A 17,940-nucleotide genomic window follows, 5' to 3' on the forward strand; every position below is an offset into this window, starting at 1 on the left:
GCCGGACCCAGATCCGAGCCGCCGATACCGATGTTCACGACGTTCTTGATCCGCTTGCCGGTGTGCCCGGTCCACTCACCCGAGCGGACCCGGTCGGCGAAGACGGCCATCTTGTCGAGGACCGCGTGCACGGCCGGGACGACGTTCTCGCCGTCCACCTCGATGACCGCCTCACGCGGGGCGCGCAGCGCGGTGTGCAGGACCGCCCGGTCCTCGGTCACGTTGATGCGGTCACCGCGGAACATCGCGTCCCGCAGCCCGAACACGTCCGTAGCCGTGGCCAGTTCCTGGAGCAGGGCGAGCGTCTCGTCCGTCACCAGGTTCTTGCTGTAGTCGATGTGCAGGTCGCCCACCCGGACGACGTACCGCTCCGCGCGGGACGGGTCCGCCGCGAACAGCTCGCGCAGGTGCGGCTGGGGCGTGGCACGGTGGTCGGCCAGCGCCGTCCACTCGGGCCTGCGGGTGAGCTTGGGGGTGTCTGACGGTGCGTCGGACATGTCAGGAGTTCTCCTTGGTGGCCTCGCCCTTGAGGGCGATGGCGTACATCTCGTCTGCGTCGAGGCGGCGCAGCTCCTCGGCGATCAGCTCCGAGGTCGGGCGGACCTTCAGCGCCAGGGTGCGCGGCGGCTGACCCGGCAGGGTCAGCGTGGCCAGCGGGCCCTCGGGCCGGTCGATCACGATCTCGCCCTCGGCGGTGCCGAGCCGTACGGCGGTGACGACCGGGCCGCCGCTGACGACACGGTCCACCTTCACGTTCAGGCGGGCTTCCAGCCAGCGCGCGAGCAGCTCGGCGCTGGGGTTGTCCTCCTCCGCCTCGACGGCGGCCGAGGTCACCTTGATCCGCGCCTGGTCCAGCGCGGCGGCGAGCATCGAGCGCCACGGGGTCAGACGGGTCCAGGCGAGGTCGGTGTCGCCGGGGGCGTAGGTGCGGGCCCGGGTCGCCAGGACCTCCAGGGGTCGCTCGACCGCGTACAGGTCGGTGATCCGGCGCTGGGCGAGCGCGCCCAGGGAGTCCTTGGCGGGCGCCTCGGGAGCCTCCACCGGCCACCAGACGACCACGGGGGCGTCGGGGAGCAGCAGCGGCAGCACGACGGACCCGGCGTGGTCGGAGACCTCGCCGTAGGTGCGCAGCACGACGGTCTCACCGGCGCCTGCCTCGGAGCCGACGCGGACCTCGGCGTCGAGGCGGGAGTTGGTCCGGTCGCGCAGGGTGCGCGGGTGGCGCTTGATGACGACCAGGGTGCGCGAGGGGTGCTCGTGCGAGGCTTCCTCGGCGGCCTTGATCGCGTCGTAGGCGTTCTCCTCGTCCGTGACGATGACCATCGTCAGGACCATGCCGACGGCGGGGGTGCCGATCGCTCGGCGGCCCTCCACCAGCGCCTTGTTGATCTTGCTTGCCGTGGTGTCGGTCAGGTCGATCTTCATGGCCTGCGCCAGCTCCGTCCGTCTCGTGCGAGCATCTCGTCGGCTTCCCGCGGTCCCCAGCTTCCGGAGTCGTACTGCGCCGGCTTGCCGTGGGTGTCCCAGTACTCCTCGATCGGGTCGAGGATCTTCCAGGACTCTTCCACTTCCTGGGTACGGGGGAACAGGTTGGCGTCGCCGAGGAGCACGTCCAGGATGAGCCGCTCGTACGCCTCGGGGCTGGACTCGGTGAAGGACTCGCCGTAGGCGAAGTCCATCGAGACGTCCCGGATCTCCATGGAGGTGCCGGGCACCTTGGAGCCGAAGCGGACGGTCATGCCCTCGTCGGGCTGGACGCGGATGACGATCGCGTTCTCGCCCAGCTCCTCCGTGGCGGTGGAGTCGAAGGGGGAGTGCGGAGCGCGCTTGAAGACGATCGCGATCTCGGTGACGCGACGGCCCAGGCGCTTGCCGGTGCGCAGGTAGAACGGCACGCCCGCCCAGCGGCGGTTGTCGATCTCCAGCTTCACGGCCGCGTAGGTGTCGGTGGTCGACTCGGGGTTGATCCCGTCCTCTTCGAGGTAGCCGACGACCTTCTCGCCGCCCTGCCAGCCCGAGGCGTACTGGCCGCGCACGGTGTGCTCGCCCAGCTCGTCGGGGAGGCGGACCGACTTGAGGACCTTCAGCTTCTCGGTGAGCAGCGAGTCCGCGTCGAACGCGATCGGCTCCTCCATGGCGGTGAGCGCCATGAGCTGGAGCAGGTGGTTCTGGATCACGTCACGGGCGGCGCCGATGCCGTCGTAGTAGCCCGCGCGGCCGCCGATGCCGATGTCCTCGGCCATCGTGATCTGCACGTGGTCCACGTAACTGCGGTTCCAGATGGGCTCGTACATCTGGTTGGCGAAGCGGAGCGCCAGGATGTTCTGGACGGTCTCCTTGCCGAGGTAGTGGTCGATGCGGAACACCTGGTCCGGCTCGAACACCTCGTGCACGATCGCGTTCAGCTCGTGCGCGCTGGCCAGGTCGTGGCCGAACGGCTTCTCGATGACCGCGCGGCGCCAGGAGCCCTCGGGGGCGTCCGCCAGACCGTGCTTCTTGAGCTGCTGGACGACCTTGGGGAAGAACTTCGGCGGCACCGAGAGGTAGTACGCGAAGTTGCCGCCGGTGCCCCGGGAGGCGTCCAGCTCGTCGACGGCCTGCTTGAGCTGGTCGAAGGCGGTGTCGTCGTCGAAGTCGCCGGGGATGAAGCGCATGCCCTCGGCGAGCTGCTGCCACACCTCCTCGCGGAACGGCGTGCGCGCGTGCTCCTTGACGGCGTCGTGGACGACCTGTGCGAAGTCCTGGTCCTCCCAGTCGCGGCGGGCGAAGCCCACCAGGGAGAAGCCCGGCGGCAGCAGACCGCGGTTGGCCAGGTCGTAGACGGCCGGCATGAGCTTCTTGCGGGACAGGTCACCGGTGACACCGAAGATGACCAGACCCGACGGACCCGCGATGCGGGGCAGTCGGCGGTCGCGGGCGTCGCGCAGCGGGTTGTCCCAGTCGGCGGCCGGGACCACCGGGACGCGCACCTGCTCGGCCGCGCGGGCGGCGGCGGGCCGCTCCTTGGCCTTGGCGCGCGCCTTGGTCCCGGTCTCGGCGGGTGCCGCCTTGACCTCGGCCTCGGCCGGGGCCTGCGCGGCCCCGGCTTCGGCGGGGGCCGACTTGGCCCCGGCTGACTTGCTTGCCATTACGCGTCCACTCCCTTGCTCTTCAGGGACTCGGTCACGGCGTCCAGCAGCTCCAGCCAGGCGGCCTCGAACTTGGCGACGGCCTCGTCCTCGAGCTGCTGGACGACCTCGTCGTAGGAGATGCCCAGCTTCTCCACGGCGGCGAGGTCGGCGCGGGCCTGCTCGTAGCGGCCGGTCACCGTGTCACCGGTGATGTCGCCGTGGTCGGCGGTGGCCTTGAGCGTGCCCTCGGGCATGGTGTTGACGGTGCCGGGGGCGACCAGCTCGTCCACGTACAGGGTGTCCTTGTACGCCGGGTCCTTCACACCGGTGGAGGCCCACAGCGGACGCTGCTTGTTGGCACCCGCGGTGGCCAGCGCCTGCCAGCGGTCGGACGAGAAGACTTCCTCGTACGCCTCGTAGGCCAGACGGGCGTTGGCGAGGGCCGCGCGACCCTTCAGGGCCAGCGCCTCGTCGGTGCCCAGCGCGGTCAGGCGCTTGTCGATCTCGGAGTCCACGCGGGACACGAAGAAGGACGCCACGGAGTGGATCTGGGAGAGGTCGATGCCGCGCTCCTTGGCCTTCTCCAGACCGGCCAGGTAGGCGGCCATGACCTCGCGGTAGCGCTCCAGGGAGAAGATCAGGGTCACGTTGACGCTGATGCCCAGGCCGATGACCTCGGTGATGGCCGGCAGACCCGCCTTGGTGGCCGGGATCTTGATCATCACGTTGGGGCGGTCGACCAGCCAGTTGAGCTGCTTGGCCTCGGCCACGGTGGCGACGGTGTTGTGGGCCAGACGGGGGTCGACCTCGATGGAGACCCGGCCGTCGCGGCCCTCGGTGGCGTCATACACGCCGCGCAGGATGTCGGAGGCGTCGCGCACGTCGGCGGTCGTCATCATGCGGACGGCCTCGTCGACGGTCAGACCGCGCACGGCCAGGTCGGTGAGCTGCTCCTCGTACCCCTCGCCCGAGCCGATGGCGGCCTGGAAGATGGAGGGGTTGGTGGTGACGCCGACGACGCCGCCGTCCGTCACCAGCGCGGCGAGGCTGCCCGAGGTGATCCGCTTGCGCGACAGGTCGTCCAGCCAGACCGAGACGCCCTCGTCGGCGAGACGCTTGAGGGAACCGGGGGTGCTGATTGCTTCGGTCACAGTGCTCATTCTTTCTTTGTCGCGTGGATCAGGCGCGCGCGGCGGCCAGCGATTCGCGGGCCACGTCGGCGACGTTCTCGGGGGTGAAGCCGTACTCGGCGAACAGGGTCTTGGCGTCGGCGGAGGCGCCGAAGTGCTCCAGGGAGACGATGCGGCCCGCGTCGCCCACGTAGCGGTACCAGGTCAGCCCGATGCCGGCCTCGACGGCCACGCGCGCCTTGACGGCGGGCGGCAGGACGCTCTCGCGGTAGGCGCGGTCCTGCTGCTCGAACCACTCCACGGACGGCATGGAGACCACGCGCGTACCGATGCCCTCGGCCTCCAGCGCCTCACGGGCGGCCACGGCGAGGTGCACCTCGGAGCCGGTCGCGATGATGATCACCTCCGGGACCTCGGTCGAGGAGTCGGCGAGGACGTAGCCGCCCTTGGCCGCGTCCTCGTTCGGAGCGTACGTCGGGACACCCTGGCGGGTGAGGGCGAGTCCGTGCGGTGCCGGGTCGCTGGCGTGCCTCTTCAGGATCTCGGCCCAGGCGATGGCGGTCTCGTTGGCGTCCGCCGGGCGGACGACGTTGAGGCCCGGGATCGCGCGCAGCGAGGCCAGGTGCTCGACCGGCTGGTGGGTCGGGCCGTCCTCGCCGAGACCGATGGAGTCGTGCGTCCAGACGTACGTCACCGGGAGCTGCATGAGGGCCGACATGCGGACGGCGTTGCGCATGTAGTCGGAGAACACCAGGAAGGTGCCGCCGTAGACGCGGGTGTTGCCGTGCAGGGCGATGCCGTTCATCTCGGCGGCCATGGAGAACTCGCGGATACCGAAGTGGACGGTACGGCCGTACGGGTTCGCCTCGGGCAGCGGGTTGCCCTTAGGGAGGAAGGAGCTGCTCGCGTCGATGGTGGTGTTGTTCGAGCCCGCGAGGTCGGCGGAGCCGCCCCACAGCTCGGGCAGGACCGGGCCGAGCGCCTGGAGGACCTTGCCGGAGGCGGCGCGGGTGGCGACCGAGGTGCCCTCCTCGAAGACCGGCAGGGCGTCCTGCCAGCCCTCGGGCAGCTCGCCCTTGGAGACGCGGTCGAACAGCTCGGCGCGCGCGGGCTGGGCGGTGCGCCACTCGGCGATCTTCTTGTCCCAGGCGGCGTGCGCCTCGGCACCGCGGTCCAGGGCGCGGCGGGCGTGACGCAGGACCTCGTCGGAGACCTCGAAGGACTGCTCCGGGTCGAAGCCGAGGACGCGCTTGGTGGCCGCGATCTCCTCTGCGCCGAGCGCGGAGCCGTGGGACGCCTCGGTGTTCTGGGCGGTCGGGGCGGGCCAGGCGATGATCGTGCGCATCGCGATGATGGAGGGGCGCCCGGTCTCCGCCTTGGCGGCGGTCAGCGCCGCGTACAGCGCGGGGACGTCCACGTCGCCCTCGGCGGTGGGCTCGATGCGCTGGGTGTGCCAGCCGTACGCCTCGTACCGCCCCAGGACGTCCTCGGAGAAGGCGGTCTCGGTGTCGCCCTCGATCGAGATGTGGTTGTCGTCGTAGAGGAAGACCAGGTTGCCGAGCTTCTGGTGGCCGGCGAGCGAGGACGCCTCGGCGGAGACGCCCTCCTCCAGGTCGCCGTCGGAGACGATCGCCCAGATGGTGTGGTCGAAGGGGGAGGTGCCCTCGGGAGCCTCCGGGTCGAACAGACCGCGCTCGTAGCGGGCGGCCATGGCCATGCCCACCGCGTTGGCGGCGCCCTGGCCGAGCGGTCCGGTCGTCGTCTCGACACCGGCGGTGTGCCCGTACTCCGGGTGGCCGGGCGTCTTCGAGCCCTGGGTGCGGAACGCCTTGAGGTCGTCCAGCTCCAGCTCGTAGCCCGCGAGGAAGAGCTGGGTGTACAGCGTCAGCGAGGTGTGGCCGGGGGACAGCACGAAGCGGTCACGGCCGGTCCACTCGGGGTCCGCGGGGTCGTGCTTCATCACCTTCTGAAAGATCGTGTACGCGGCAGGCGCGAGGCTCATCGCGGTGCCGGGGTGGCCGTTGCCGACCTTCTGCACGGCGTCGGCCGCGAGAAGCCGGGCCGTGTCGACGGCGCGACGGTCGAGATCGGTCCACTCGAAGCTCTCGGGTGTCTGCGTGCTCATCTTCAAGAAGTCCTCGTTCGAAGCATGGTTTCTGATCAAACGCGTTCAAACTTAAAAGTCTGACTTTTTCGCGGAAAGGTCGGGGTGTGTCAGCCTGTGGTGAATCTGGGACAACGAACGCGTGAGAGGGACGGCGCGAAAAGAACATGGCGGACAGAACCACTCAAGCCGCTCCGGGCGGTCGGCACGGCGAGGGCATCGCGACCTTCCCCTTCCCGACCGAGCTGGCGGTGGGCGGCGTCGGGATGCAGGTCGGCGCGATGGGCACCGATCACTCCTGGCACGCCGACGCGCCGCTCGACCGCGTCCACCGCATCGACTTCCACGTGGTCATGCTCTTCACCGGGGGTCCCGTACGGCACATGATCGACTTCGCCGAGTACGAGGCGGGACCCGGCGACCTGCTGTGGATCCGGCCCGGCCAGATCCACCGCTTCGACCGCACCCGTGAGTACCGGGGCACCGTTCTCACCATGCAGCCCGGCTTCCTCCCCCGCTCCACCGTCGAGGCCACCAACCTCTACCGCTACGACCTGCCTCCGCTGCTGCACCCCGAACCCGCCCAGCTCGCCGCACTCCAGGCGTCCCTGGACCAACTGCGCCGCGAGTACGAGGACACCACTACCCTCCCGCTCAGCCTGCACACCGCCGTCCTGCGGCACAGCCTGACGGCGTTCCTGCTGCGCCTGGCCCACCTCGCGGCCAGCTCCGCCGAGGCGTCCCGGCGCCAGGCCGACACCACCTTCACCCTCTTCCGGGACGCGGTCGAGAAGGGGTTCCCCACCAACCACAGCGTCAACGCCTACGCCGACGCCCTCGGTTACTCCCGCCGCACCCTGGTCCGCGCCGTCCGCGCCGCCACCGGGCAGACCCCCAAGGGCTTCATCGACCGCCGCGTCATCCTGGAGGCCAAACGCCTCCTCGCCCACACCGACATGCCCATCGGCCGCGTCGGCGCCGCCGTCGGCTTCCCGGACAACGCCAACTTCTCCAAGTTCTTCCACCTGCACACCGGGCAGACGCCGGTGGCGTTCCGGGCGGAGCTGCGCTGAGGCGGGGCGTTGCCTCGGACCGGGCTTGACCGGGCTTGACCCTCACCCCGGCGTGAAGGTCGAGGCTGCCGGACATGAACCGAACGCCACACCCGTCCCGGGCACTCGCGGTCCTGACGCTCTGCTCGTTCACCCTCGGCACCGGCGAGATCATGATCGCGGGACTGCTGCCCGCCATCGCCGCCGACGTCTCGGTCCCGCTGTCCACGGCGGGGCTGCTGGTCAGCGCGTTCGCCCTGACCGTCGTCGTCGGCGGTCCGGTCCTCGCGCTCGCCACCGGTCGCGTCCCGCGCCGGGGGATGCTCGTCGCCCTGATGGGCTGTTACGTCCTGGGCAACGCCGTCTCCGCGCCGGCCCCGGGCTTCGGGCTCCTCGCCGGGGGTCGTGTCCTCGCCGCCCTCGCGCACTCCGCGCTGATGCCGCTGTTCTTCCGCACCGCCGCCGACCTGGTCCCGCCGGAGCGGCGCGGCCGGGCGGTCGCCCGGGTCTCGGCCGGATTCAGCCTGGCCATGATCGCCGGGCTGCCGCTCGGCACCGCCGTCGGGCAGTGGCTGGGCTGGCGGGCCACCTTCTGGGCCGTCGCCGCGCTCACCGCCGCGGTCACGGTGTGCGTGGCACCGCTGGTGCCCGGCTCTCCGGAACAGGCTGCCCCAGGACGGCGCCTGACGGAACTGCGGGTGCTCGGCGACCGGCGGGTGCGCGCGGTCACGGCGGTGACCGCCCTGAGCGCGGCGGCCGCCTTCACCGCGTACACCTACGTCACTCCGCTGCTCACCGACACCGTCGGCTTCAGCCCCTCCGCCGCGACCGTGCTCCTGCTGCTGTTCGGCATCGGCGGCACGGTGGGCAGCACGGTCGGCGGGCGGCTCACCGACCGCTCGGTGACCGGCGCGATCGGCTGGACCGTGGGAGGGCTCGCCGCCGCCCTGCTGCTCCTGGCCGTGACCACCGGGGCGAAGGCGCCCGCGGTGGCCGCCCTGTTCCTCTTCGGAGTCACCTACTACGCCGTCATCCCGGCGGTGAACACCCGGCTCCTCGACGTCGCCGCCGGACGGGCTCGCACCCTCGCGCTCACCGTGCAGAGCTCGGCGTTCAACCTCGGTACGGCGCTGGGCGGCTGGCTCGGCGGACGGCTGCTCGCGGCCGGGGCCGGACTGGAGCGGTTGCCGCTCGCGGGTAGCCTGATCGCGCTCGCGGCGCTGGCGTGGACCCTGCGGGAAGCGGCGGGGGAGCGGCGCGCCGCCGTGGCGGACCGCCCGGGCGAGCGTGTCGCCTGACCTCCCGGGAAAGAGGGAACACCATGCGCATCGGGGAACTCGCCCACGCGACCGGCACCACCACCCGGGCCCTGCGCTACTACGAGGAACACGGGCTGCTCCGCCCCGAACGCTCCGCGAACGGCTACCGCTCCTACGGTCCCGACGCCGTCCGCGTCGTCGAGAACATCCGCCTGCTCCTGGCCTCCGGCCTCACCACCGACGACCTGCTCCTGATCGAGGACTGCCTGCGCGACGAACTCGCGGGCACCCACCGTTGCGCGGAACCCGCCGCCAAGACCGCGCTGCTCGAACAGCGGCTGACCGTGGTCCAGGGGCGGATCGACGAACTGGCGCGGGTACGGGCAGAGTTGCTGGACCGGCTGACGGAACTGGGCGCGCGTCCCGGAAACGGCTGCCGCCAGGAGGCGCACCCCCTGGCGGCAGCCGCCGTTCCCTCTCGCTGACAGAACTCGCTGACAGAACTGTCAGTGGGCGAAGCCGAACCAGTTCACGTTCACGAAGTCGGCCGGCTGGCCGCTGCTGAAGGTGAGGTAGACGTCGTGCTTGCCGGTGACCGAGGAGATGTTGGCCGGGACCGTGCGCCAGGTCTGCCAGCCGCCGGTGTTGCCGACGGCGAAGCTGCCGATGGGGGCGTTGCTACGGCTGTCGAGGCGGACCTCGACCAGACCGCTGATGCCGTCGGGGGCGCCGCTCGCGACCCGGGCCTTGAACTGGGTGGCCGGGGTGGAGCCGAAGTCGACGCCCTTGTACTGGGCCCAGTCGCCGTTGGAGACATAGCCGAGGTCCTGACCGCCGCCGGAGTCCGTGGTGGACTCGGTGGTGGTGCCGGACTGGCTGTCGTAGGACTCGGCCTGGATCGTGCCGTAGGCGTCACGGCTGCCGCCGGAGGGTGGGGGAGTGGTGCCGCCGCCACTGGACTGGAGGACCTGGACGTAGTCCACGGTCATCGGGTGCCCCGGCTCGGTGCCGCCGTCGGGACCGCCGCCGAAGGCGCCCGGGAAGCCGCCGCCCATCGCCACGTTGAGGATCACGAAGTAGCCGTGGTTGGTGGCGTTGGCCCAGGTGGTCGCGTCGACCTGGTTCGCCTTGACGGTGTGGAAGTTGACGCCGTCGAGGTAGAAGCGGATCTCCTCGGGGCTGGTGGAGCGGTCCCACTCCATCGCGTAGGTGTGGAAGCCCGCCTGGCAGGAGGTGCCGGTGCAGGCGGTCGAACCGCCGATACCGGTGGTCTCGTTGCACGGACCGCCCGGGTTGGTGCCGCAGTGCACGGTGGCCCAGTCGGTGTTCAGACCCTGGACGTTCTCCATGATGTCCAGCTCGCCGACGCCCGGCCAGTTCTGGTAGTTGCCCCGGAACGGCGCGCCGAGCGCCCAGAACGCCGGCCAGTAGCCCTTGGCCGCCGCGCCCGTGACGTTGGGCAACTGGATGCGCGCCTGCACGCGCAGCTTGCCGCCCGCCGGGGGCTGGAAGTCGGTGCGCTTGGTCTCGATGCGACCCGAGGTCCAGTTGCCCGAGGCGTCGCGGCGCGGGGTGATCAGCAGATTGCCGTTGCCGTCCAGCGCGACGTTGCTGGTGCTCGAGGTCATCGTCTCGACCTCACCGGTGCCCCAGTTGGCCGCGCCGCCGGGGTACGAGGTCCCGGTGTCGTACTGCCAGTTGGAGGTGTTGACGCCGGAACCGGCCGCGCCGTCGAAGTCGTCCAGGAAGACCTGGCTCCAGCCGGAGGAGGGCGCGGGCGCGGAGGCGTCGGCGGGGGCGACGCCCGTCGCGGCGGCCACGGCCGCCAGGCCCAGCGTGCCGATGGCCGCGACCAGGGCCCGGCGGACCGGGTACCGGCGTCTGCCGACCGCGCGCGGCATACCGGAGGTTTCGCTCATGGGGGGTGCCTTCCGGGTACGGGGAAAAGTGCTGCGGGTGCCCTTGAGAGCGCTCTCAAGGTGCCGCCAATGTGCTCCGCGCTCTTGCGGGCGTCAAGGGTTGAAGCAAGGAAACTCCTTGCGGGGCAAGGGAGTTCACGCCCTGAAGCCGCCCGTACCGGAGCAGATCGCGCCGGGTCCGCCCCGCGCGTGCCATGATCCGGGAAGGTGACCGAAGGCGGCGCGCGAAGGGTACGGACGTGAGGCTGACGATTCTGGGAGGCGGCGGATTCCGCGTGCCGCTCGTGTACGGCGCGCTGCTCGGCGACCGTGGCGCGGGGCGGGTCACCGACGTCGTGCTGTACGACACGGACGCCGCGCGGCTGCGAGCCGTGACGCGGGTGCTGGGGGAGCAGGCGGCGGGGGTGACCGACGCGCCGCGCGTCACGGCCACCACCGACCTGGACGAGGCGCTGCGCGGAGCCGACTTCGTGTTCTCCGCGATCCGGGTCGGGGGACTGAAGGGACGCGCCGAGGACGAGCGGGTCGCGCTGGCCGAGGGGGTGCTCGGGCAGGAGACCGTCGGCGCCGGGGGCATCGCCTACGGGCTGCGGACCGTGCCCGTCGCCGTCGGCATCGCCCGCCGGATCGCCCGGCTCGCGCCGGACGCCTGGGTCATCAACTTCACCAACCCGGCAGGGCTCGTCACCGAGGCGATGTCCCGCCACCTGGGCGACCGCGTCATCGGCATCTGCGACTCCCCGGTCGGTCTCGGGCGCCGTATCGCCCGGGTGCTCGGCGCCGATCCGCGCGAGGCGTTCGTGGACTACGTCGGGCTCAACCACCTCGGCTGGGTACGGGGGTTGCGCGTCGCCGGACGCGACGAACTCCCGCGCCTGCTCGCCGACCCCGCGCTGCTCGGCTCCTTCGAGGAGGGGCGCCTCTTCGGCACCGACTGGCTCCAGTCCCTCGGCGCGATCCCCAACGAGTACCTGCACTACTACTACTTCAACCGCGAGACCGTACGCGCCTACCAGGACGTCGAGTTGACGCGCGGCGCCTTCCTCAGCGAGCAGCAGGACCGCTTCTACGCCGACGCCGCCGACCCCGGCGCCTCCGCCCTCGCCGCCTGGGACCGCACCCGCGCCGAGCGCGAGGCGACGTACATGGCGGAGAACCGGGAGAGCGCGGGTGCGGGCGAGCGGGAGGAAGAAGACCTGTCCGGCGGCTACGAACAGGTCGCCCTCGCCCTCATGCGGGCCGTCTCCCGCGACGAACGCACGACCCTGATCCTCAACGTCCGCAACCGCACGACCCTTTCGGCGCTCGACGCCGACGCGGTCGTCGAAGTGCCGTGCCAGGTCGGCGCGGACGGCGCGCACCCCCTCGCCACCGACCCGCTGCCCGGTCACGCCACCGCACTGGTCTGCGCGGTCAAGGCGGTGGAGCGGGAGGTGCTGGCCGCCGCCGGGTCGGGCTCGCGGGCGAGCGCGGTCAAGGCGTTCGCCCTGCATCCACTGGTCGACTCGGTGGACGTCGCGCGCCGCCTCCTCGACGGCTACACCGCTGTCCACCCCGAACTGGCGTATCTGACCTAGGGGTTTCCGGCGCAGGACGGAGGGCCGCTCCGCCGAGCGGCCCTCCGCCGTGTGCGACGTGACCTCAGCCGGTGAAACCGGCCGTGATCGACGTGAACTGCCAGGTGCTCTGGCTGATGCCGGAGCAGTTGCTCACCACGCCGCCGCCGGGGCAGGACCGGTCACGGTTGACCGCCCAGTAGGCGAGACGGGCGATGTGGTGGGAGTTGGACCAGTCCTTGATCTGCGTCCAGATGGCAGGCGTGGTGTTCTCCTGCTGGTCGGACAGACCGTTCATGCCGGAGATCCCGAGGTGGGAGTACGCGGTCGCGTCGTCCCAGCCGAACGTGGACTTGAGCTTGTTCTTCAGACCCTCGGCCGCGTTCACGGTGTTGCCGTACATGTCCGAGCCGCCGCCGAAGTCGAACGGCATGATGGTGAACACGTCGATGTTGGCGTTGAGCGACTGCGCCTGCTCGATCAGCCGGTTGCCGTAGTAGGTCGGGCCGGTGGTCGAGGTGCCGAAGGTGACGATGGTCTTCAGGCCCGGGTTGTTGGCCTTGACCGTCTTCAGCGCGGTCAGGATCTTCGCCTGCACGGCCTCGTTCTCGAACTCGTCCGTGTTCTCGATGTCCATGTCGATCGCCTTGAGACCGTAGGCGTCGATCACCTTCTGGAGGGCACCCGCGAGCGCGCTCGCCGAGGAGCAGTTGGCGCCGAGCTTGCTGCCCTGCCAGCCGCCGAAGGAGGGGACGACGTCACCGCCCGCCGAGCGGATCTGGTTGATCGCACTCTGGTCGGCGCCGCCGGTCAGCGGCCTGCTGCCGTCCCAAGAGGGGTTGCAGCCGCCGGAGTCGAGCACGAACGCCATCGTGAACCACTTGATCCCGGTCGCGCTCATCACGGTCTGCGGGTTCGGCGGATCGCCCCAGCCCTCGTAGAGGTACGGCGCCGCCTGCTTGAAGCCGCCGCCCCCGCCGCCGGAGCCCGCGTCCGTCGTCACGCTCACGGAGTTGGACGCCCCGGAGACGTTCCCGGCCGCGTCCCGCGCCTTCACGGTGAAGGTGTACGACGTGCTCGGCGACAGCCCGCTGACGGTGGCCGACGTGCCCGCCACGCTGAGGAGCTGGTTGGAGCCGCTGTAGATGTCGTAGGCGGTCACGCCGACGTTGTCGGTGGCGGCGTTCCACTTCAGCGATACGCTGGAGGAGGTCTTGCCGGTGGAGGCGAGACCGCTCGGCGCGCTCGGCGCCTGGGTGTCACCGCCGCCCCCGCCGCCGCCCGGGCCGTCCAGGTTGATGTCGTCGGCCCAGTAGGTGCCCTGCGCGTACCAGCCGTGCACATAGATCTTGGCGCTGGTCTGCGAGGCACCCGTGGTGAAGGAGAGGCTGAGCTGGCTGTAGGCGGACGGCGAGGTGGTCCAGGTGGACGCGCCGCCGTCGACGCCGAGGTAGACGTACGAGCCGCGGACCCAGCCGCTGAGCGCGTACGTGGTGTTCGGCTTGACCGCGACCGTCTGGCTGCACTGGGCGTTGTCGCTGTCGCTCACCGCGCCCTGGAGTGCCTTGGAGCCGCCGTGCACGGGGGAGGAGACGACCGAGCCGAGGTTGCCCGTACAGGTCCACGGCGACAGACTCCCCGACTCGAAGCCGGGGTTGGTGAGGACGTTGGCCGCCTGGGCGGTGCCCGGCAGGGCGATGGCACCGCCGAGCGCGAGGGCGGCGGAACCGAGCAGGGCGAGAAGCCGGCGTCTGGGACGCCCGAATGGATGACGCACGCGATCTCCCTGTGGGGATGGAGGTGTCCGGGAGTGCACAGAGTGCGAAGGAGGTGCGTCGTCCAAAGTGGTATGGACCAATTCAACTGTCAAGCCATTGAACCGAATTGGCCCATACCAAGAGACCTCGTGGAGCGGGCGGGCGCTCTCAGAGGAGCGGCAGCGCCGCCGCGCGGGCGGTCGACTGCTCGGTGGGCGCCGGTGCGACGGGCAGCAGCACCTCCGCCTCCTCGGTGCGCTGCCGGGGCACCGACACCGGGCGCAGCGGACGCGGTCCGGACACCGTCGTGTAGTCCTGCCCGAGGAACGGCGGCTCGATCACGCCCGGGTCCTCGCCCATGGCCAACTGCACTGCCGCCCAAGGCGCGTTGACCCCGCACAGCGCGAGCTGGTGCAGCCCGCCCGCCGCGCGGGTGTTCACGTCGAGCAGCACCGGACGGTCGCCGAACATGCGGAACTGGATGTTGGACAGATGGTGCAGCCCGAAGCCCTCCGCGATCAGCCGCGCGGGCTCCAGCCAGCGCTCGTCCAGGGTGAACCCGCGCCGCCTGCCGTTCTTGGTGCGCCCGATCGACAGCCGGATGCGGTTGTCCGTGCCGGTCAGGCAGTCCACCGACACCTCCGGCTGCTCCAGCCTCGGCATCACCAGCCAGTCCACCGGCTCCTCGGCGCGCCGCAGCGCCTCGACCACCAGATCGAGCTGGACGTACGGCCCGGGGAAGCCGCTCAGGTGGGTCAGCGAGAAGGGCGAACGGGTGATCACCCGGAAGCCGACCCCGCCCGCACCGGCCGCGGGCTTGAAGCACGCCTTGTGCCCCGCCTCCTCCAACTCCTCGACAGCCGCGACGAGTTCGTCCGCCGTCCGCACCCGCCACCACGGCGGCACCGCGACCCCCACCGAGGTGACCGCCTCGTACGCCGTCGCCTTGTCCTCGAAGACGGCCACCGCCTCCGGCGTCGGCGCGAGCAGCGCGGTGCCCGCCGCCTCGAACTCCGCGCGGTGCGCCACGATCGCCGTCTGGTGCAGCCGGGGCACGAACACGTCGATGCCGCGCCGGGCGCACTGGTCGAGCGCGAACTCGACGTATCCGGCGGGAGACAGACCCTCCGGCTCCAGGTCGGCGGTGTCGGCGGCGGCCAGCACGGGCGAGTCCGGGTCGCCGTGCGTGGCGTGGATCTCCACCGCGCGGTCGCTCGGGTTTCTGCGGAGCTGATCCATGAAGAACACGTTCTCCGCGTACGTGCGGTTGAGCCATACGCGTACGCGAGAGACCATGCGGGCCGCCTTTCGGGGTTTTCGGGCAGGACTCAGCGGCCCGTGCCCGGGCAGGGAGGAGGAAGGGTCACCAAAACGCCCTGGAGAAGGGGAGGTTGGGCGCTGATGTTGGGGCGATCATACGGCCTTCGGCGGTGTGCGCGTGCAACGCGCGTGTTACGGATCGACCGCCCCGCCGGCGCCCTTGGGAGCCGGTGCTGTCTTGCCCGGTGGGGGCGGATGTGCTGGGGTGAAATCCCCGTCGCGCCCGCCGTCTGTGGAGGTCCTGTCCGGTGATCGAGGAACTGCTCCCGGAGTCCGTGGTGGCCGTGGAGGCGTTCGGCGAACCGGAGGACGCGGACAGCGCGCTCTTCCCCGAGGAACGGCCGCTGGTGGCCCGCGCGGTGGCCAAGCGCCGCCGCGAGTTCGCCTCCGTACGCGTCTGCGCGCGGCACGCCATGGAGAAGCTGGGCGTACCGCCCGCGCCCGTGCTCACCGGGGAGCGCGGCGCCCCGCTCTGGCCCGCGGGGCTGACCGGCAGCATGACCCACTGCGACGGCTACCGCGCCGCCGCGCTCGTCCGCACCGGCGAGCTGGCGTCCCTCGGCATCGACGGCGAGACCCACGCCGCCCTGCCGGACGGCGTCCTCGACGCCATCGCCCTGCCCGGTGAGCGCGAACGGCACGGGGCGCTCGCCGCCGCCCGGCCCGACGTGCACTGGGACCGGCTGCTGTTCAGCGCCAAGGAGTCCGTGTACAAGGCGTGGTTCCCGCTGACCCGGGCGTGGCTCGACTTCTCCGAGGCGGACATCGAGCTGCTGCCCGGGGCGGACGGCGCTGCTCACGGCACCTTCCACGTCCGGCTGCTGGTGCCGGGTCCAGTGGTGGGAGGCGTGCGGCTGGCGGGGTTCGAGGGGCGGTGGGTCGTCGGACAGGGGCTGGTGCTGACGGCGGTGTCGGTGCCGCGCGGCTGAGCGTCAGCGCCCGGCGCCTTGAGGGGGCTCAACCCTCCGGGCACCAGCCCCCACAGGTCTCACCCCTCCGGGCACCAGCTCCCCACCAACTGGAAGAACTCCTCCTCGTTCCCCGCGAGCCCGGCGCCCGCGAGTGCCCGCTCCGCCTCCGCCAGCACGGTCGGCGGGACGACCGCGGGCCGGGGCCCGGCCGCCGCCGGGCCGTCGAACGCGGCGCGCACGGTGTGCAGCAGCCGCAGATACGCCTGGACGGCGGTGCGCTCACGGTCGGTCAGTACGGCGGTGGCCATCGGTCGGCTCTCCCCGGCTCGGCGTCATGGATCACGCGCGCTGCGGCGCACGGGTCCAGCTTGCCGTCCGCCACTGACAACGCCCCGGCGCGCACAGCGCGGGTGTCGCCCGGTCGGCGCAGGACGCGCCCGGTGCCGTAGGCCATGTGGGCGGGGGAGCGGGGGAACCGGTGAGGTCAGCCCTGCGGACCCGGATAGCCGAGCGAGGTGCTGATGCGACCCGCCACGTCGTCCCGGATCACCGGACCGCTCAGCGACGAACCGCTCATCCGGGTACGGCACTTGCTGGCGAGGAGCAGCCCGAAGGTCTCCGCGTCGCGCTCCGCGTCCAGGTCGAAACGGGTCCGCGCGGCCACCCGCTGCACAGCCGCCTGGAGCGCGGCAGGGTCGGGATCGTCGGCCAGCAGCCGGGTGGCCACGCCCACCCCGAGACCCTCGACATGGTGATCGCAGTGCCCGGCCTGCATGTGCCACAGCTCGTGCCCGAGGATCACCAACTGGTGGTCGGGGGCGGTGCGTTCCTCCACCACGACCAGGTCGCGGTCGGTCATGTCCAGCCACAGCCCGCTGGCGGTGCCGGGCGGGAAGACGGCCGTACGGAACTGCACCGGGCGCCCGCGCCGGTGGCTCATCGCCGTGCACAGCGCGCGGTACAGCTCGGGCGGCGGCACCGGCGCGGGCAGGGCGAGTTGCCCGACCAGCTCGGTACACAGCCGCCGCATGTCCTTGGCGATGCCCCTCACGCGGCTCACGACTCGGGCTGCCGGACGCTCTCCAGGAGCATGTCGAGCCACTCGGCGACCTTGTCCCGGTGCTGGTCGGTGGGGAGTTGGGCGGCGCGCCAGGCGATTCCGCGCACCCCGTGGTCCTGGAGCAGCCGTTCCAGCGGGTCCTCGGCCGTGCTCACCGCGGCCCGCTCCCGGTCCGCGAGGCGCTGGAGCAGTTCCTGCTCGGTGTACTGGAGCGCGCTCGCCAGCGCCTCGGGGTCCTCGGCGGTCAGGAAGCCCGCGTGCACCCGGAAGAACCGCTGGAGCGCGTCGCAGTGCTCCATGGTCGGGCGCCGGTCGCCGTTGATGAGGGCACCCGCCTGCTGCCGGGACATCCCCGCGCCGTCGGCGATCTCCTGCTGGGTGTACTTGCGGCCCCCGGGCTTCAGCCGGGTGCGGCGCAGCAGGTCGAGGCGCTGCAGGAAGCGCGCCTGCACGTCCGGCTCGCCCGCGGGGCGCCCGCCGAGCAGCGCCCTGACCACCGGCTCCGGGACACCGCTGGCGACCGAGAGCCGCCCGGTGTCGAAGACCTCGGCGTGCGGTACGCCCAGCCGGTCGGCGAGGGCGGTGACGCGGGCGACGACGGCGGGTAGCTGAGCGGTCGCCGCGGCGCCCGGATTCTCGTAGCCATCCGTCACCGACAGAACTCCTACGTCTCTCAAGGCAAGTCTCCGGGGCCGTGGACCGACGCGTCCGCGTCCGCGTCCGTCACCGCCGGCCGCGAGTGAACTTCCCGGAGAGTAGCCG

15 protein-coding genes and 1 pseudogene are annotated in these 17,940 nt (G+C 71.5%); 5 read left to right on the plus strand and 11 right to left on the minus strand.

Features of this window, described 5'->3' with window-relative positions; translation table 11 throughout:
- The 5 genes and pseudogenes from IF655_RS27210 to tkt all read right to left on the minus strand — a co-directional run.
- Positions 1 to 497 (minus strand): annotated as a pseudogene (locus IF655_RS27210) (glucose-6-phosphate isomerase); the annotation flags it as partial.
- A gap of 1 nt (position 498) precedes the next feature.
- Entirely contained in the window at positions 499 to 1,425 is a 927-nt protein-coding gene (gene opcA, locus IF655_RS27215; RefSeq protein ID WP_199587780.1) for a glucose-6-phosphate dehydrogenase assembly protein OpcA, read from the minus strand.
- Positions 1,422 to 3,128, minus strand: a complete 1,707-nt coding sequence (zwf, locus tag IF655_RS27220) for a glucose-6-phosphate dehydrogenase (protein ID WP_199587781.1) — start codon at positions 3,126 to 3,128, stop codon at positions 1,422 to 1,424. The genes opcA and zwf overlap by 4 nt, the downstream gene beginning before the upstream one ends.
- Complete coding sequence (gene tal, locus IF655_RS27225) at positions 3,128 to 4,270, minus strand: transaldolase (RefSeq protein WP_199587782.1); 1,143 nt, start codon at positions 4,268 to 4,270, stop codon at positions 3,128 to 3,130. The genes zwf and tal overlap by 1 nt, the downstream gene beginning before the upstream one ends.
- A gap of 19 nt (positions 4,271 to 4,289) precedes the next feature.
- Positions 4,290 to 6,365: a transketolase gene (gene tkt / locus IF655_RS27230; RefSeq protein WP_199587783.1), complete on the minus strand. Its 2,076-nt coding sequence runs from the start codon at positions 6,363 to 6,365 to the stop codon at positions 4,290 to 4,292.
- A 146-nt stretch (positions 6,366 to 6,511) separates the two neighbouring features.
- Between tkt and IF655_RS27235 the strand changes: the two genes are divergently transcribed.
- From IF655_RS27235 to IF655_RS27245, 3 genes are all read left to right on the plus strand, one after another.
- Positions 6,512 to 7,417: an AraC family transcriptional regulator gene (locus IF655_RS27235; protein ID WP_199587784.1), complete on the plus strand. Its 906-nt coding sequence runs from the start codon at positions 6,512 to 6,514 to the stop codon at positions 7,415 to 7,417.
- 74 nt (positions 7,418 to 7,491) lie between these two features.
- On the plus strand, positions 7,492 to 8,694 hold the full coding sequence (locus IF655_RS27240; RefSeq protein WP_199587785.1) for an MFS transporter: 1,203 nt from the start codon (positions 7,492 to 7,494) through the stop codon (positions 8,692 to 8,694).
- 23 nt (positions 8,695 to 8,717) lie between these two features.
- On the plus strand, positions 8,718 to 9,140 hold the full coding sequence (locus IF655_RS27245; protein WP_199587786.1) for a MerR family transcriptional regulator: 423 nt from the start codon (positions 8,718 to 8,720) through the stop codon (positions 9,138 to 9,140).
- 21 nt (positions 9,141 to 9,161) lie between these two features.
- On the opposite strand, the gene IF655_RS27250 is transcribed toward IF655_RS27245, so the two are convergent.
- The gene (locus IF655_RS27250) at positions 9,162 to 10,574 is read right to left on the minus strand and encodes a glycoside hydrolase family 16 protein (RefSeq protein ID WP_199587787.1); all 1,413 of its coding nucleotides are present in this window, start codon (positions 10,572 to 10,574) and stop codon (positions 9,162 to 9,164) included.
- Positions 10,575 to 10,813: 239 nt separating this feature from the next.
- Here IF655_RS27250 and IF655_RS27255 point away from each other — a divergent pair, with 239 nt between their 5' ends.
- Positions 10,814 to 12,151 (plus strand): 6-phospho-beta-glucosidase, encoded by a 1,338-nt coding sequence (locus IF655_RS27255; RefSeq protein WP_199587788.1) that lies wholly within the window; start codon positions 10,814 to 10,816, stop codon positions 12,149 to 12,151.
- A gap of 64 nt (positions 12,152 to 12,215) precedes the next feature.
- On the opposite strand, the gene IF655_RS27260 is transcribed toward IF655_RS27255, so the two are convergent.
- Together IF655_RS27260 and IF655_RS27265 are read right to left on the minus strand one after the other, a co-directional pair.
- On the minus strand, positions 12,216 to 13,907 hold the full coding sequence (locus IF655_RS27260) for a carbohydrate binding domain-containing protein (RefSeq protein WP_199587789.1): 1,692 nt from the start codon (positions 13,905 to 13,907) through the stop codon (positions 12,216 to 12,218).
- A 148-nt stretch (positions 13,908 to 14,055) separates the two neighbouring features.
- Entirely contained in the window at positions 14,056 to 15,183 is a 1,128-nt protein-coding gene (locus tag IF655_RS27265; RefSeq protein WP_199587790.1) for an ATP-grasp domain-containing protein, read from the minus strand.
- Between the two features lie 272 nt (positions 15,184 to 15,455).
- Here IF655_RS27265 and IF655_RS27270 point away from each other — a divergent pair, with 272 nt between their 5' ends.
- Positions 15,456 to 16,136 carry a 4'-phosphopantetheinyl transferase superfamily protein gene (locus IF655_RS27270; RefSeq protein ID WP_199587791.1) on the plus strand — a complete coding sequence of 227 codons (681 nt, stop codon included), beginning with the start codon at positions 15,456 to 15,458 and terminating at the stop codon, positions 16,134 to 16,136.
- A 59-nt stretch (positions 16,137 to 16,195) separates the two neighbouring features.
- Here the strand turns inward: IF655_RS27270 and IF655_RS27275 are convergent, their stop codons facing one another.
- The 3 genes from IF655_RS27275 to IF655_RS27285 form a co-directional block, all read right to left on the minus strand.
- Positions 16,196 to 16,426: a hypothetical protein gene (locus IF655_RS27275; protein ID WP_199587792.1), complete on the minus strand. Its 231-nt coding sequence runs from the start codon at positions 16,424 to 16,426 to the stop codon at positions 16,196 to 16,198.
- 176 nt (positions 16,427 to 16,602) lie between these two features.
- Positions 16,603 to 17,148: a toxin-antitoxin system, toxin component gene (locus IF655_RS27280; protein WP_199587849.1), complete on the minus strand. Its 546-nt coding sequence runs from the start codon at positions 17,146 to 17,148 to the stop codon at positions 16,603 to 16,605.
- A 26-nt stretch (positions 17,149 to 17,174) separates the two neighbouring features.
- Positions 17,175 to 17,831 (minus strand): helix-turn-helix transcriptional regulator, encoded by a 657-nt coding sequence (locus tag IF655_RS27285; RefSeq protein WP_199587793.1) that lies wholly within the window; start codon positions 17,829 to 17,831, stop codon positions 17,175 to 17,177.
- Between the last annotated feature and the right edge of the window lie 109 nt (positions 17,832 to 17,940).

The organism is Streptomyces sp. DSM 110735, assembly GCF_016482685.1.
GTDB lineage: Bacteria > Actinomycetota > Actinomycetes > Streptomycetales > Streptomycetaceae > Streptomyces.

What these genes read in the sequence shown, in the direction of transcription:
- opcA (WP_199587780.1), bottom strand. Translation starts at nt 1,425, where the DNA reads ATGAAGATCGACCTGACCGACACCACGGCAAGCAAGATCAACAAGGCG.
- IF655_RS27245 (WP_199587786.1), top strand. Translation starts at nt 8,718, where the DNA reads ATGCGCATCGGGGAACTCGCCCACGCGACCGGCACCACCACCCGGGCC.
- IF655_RS27280 (WP_199587849.1), bottom strand. Translation starts at nt 17,148, where the DNA reads ATGCGGCGGCTGTGTACCGAGCTGGTCGGGCAACTCGCCCTGCCCGCG.
- IF655_RS27275 (WP_199587792.1), bottom strand. Translation starts at nt 16,426, where the DNA reads ATGGCCACCGCCGTACTGACCGACCGTGAGCGCACCGCCGTCCAGGCG.
- IF655_RS27250 (WP_199587787.1), bottom strand. Translation starts at nt 10,574, where the DNA reads ATGAGCGAAACCTCCGGTATGCCGCGCGCGGTCGGCAGACGCCGGTAC.
- zwf (WP_199587781.1), bottom strand. Translation starts at nt 3,128, where the DNA reads ATGGCAAGCAAGTCAGCCGGGGCCAAGTCGGCCCCCGCCGAAGCCGGG.
- IF655_RS27235 (WP_199587784.1), top strand. Translation starts at nt 6,512, where the DNA reads ATGGCGGACAGAACCACTCAAGCCGCTCCGGGCGGTCGGCACGGCGAG.
- tkt (WP_199587783.1), bottom strand. Translation starts at nt 6,365, where the DNA reads ATGAGCACGCAGACACCCGAGAGCTTCGAGTGGACCGATCTCGACCGT.
- IF655_RS27265 (WP_199587790.1), bottom strand. Translation starts at nt 15,183, where the DNA reads ATGGTCTCTCGCGTACGCGTATGGCTCAACCGCACGTACGCGGAGAAC.
- tal (WP_199587782.1), bottom strand. Translation starts at nt 4,270, where the DNA reads ATGAGCACTGTGACCGAAGCAATCAGCACCCCCGGTTCCCTCAAGCGT.
- IF655_RS27240 (WP_199587785.1), top strand. Translation starts at nt 7,492, where the DNA reads ATGAACCGAACGCCACACCCGTCCCGGGCACTCGCGGTCCTGACGCTC.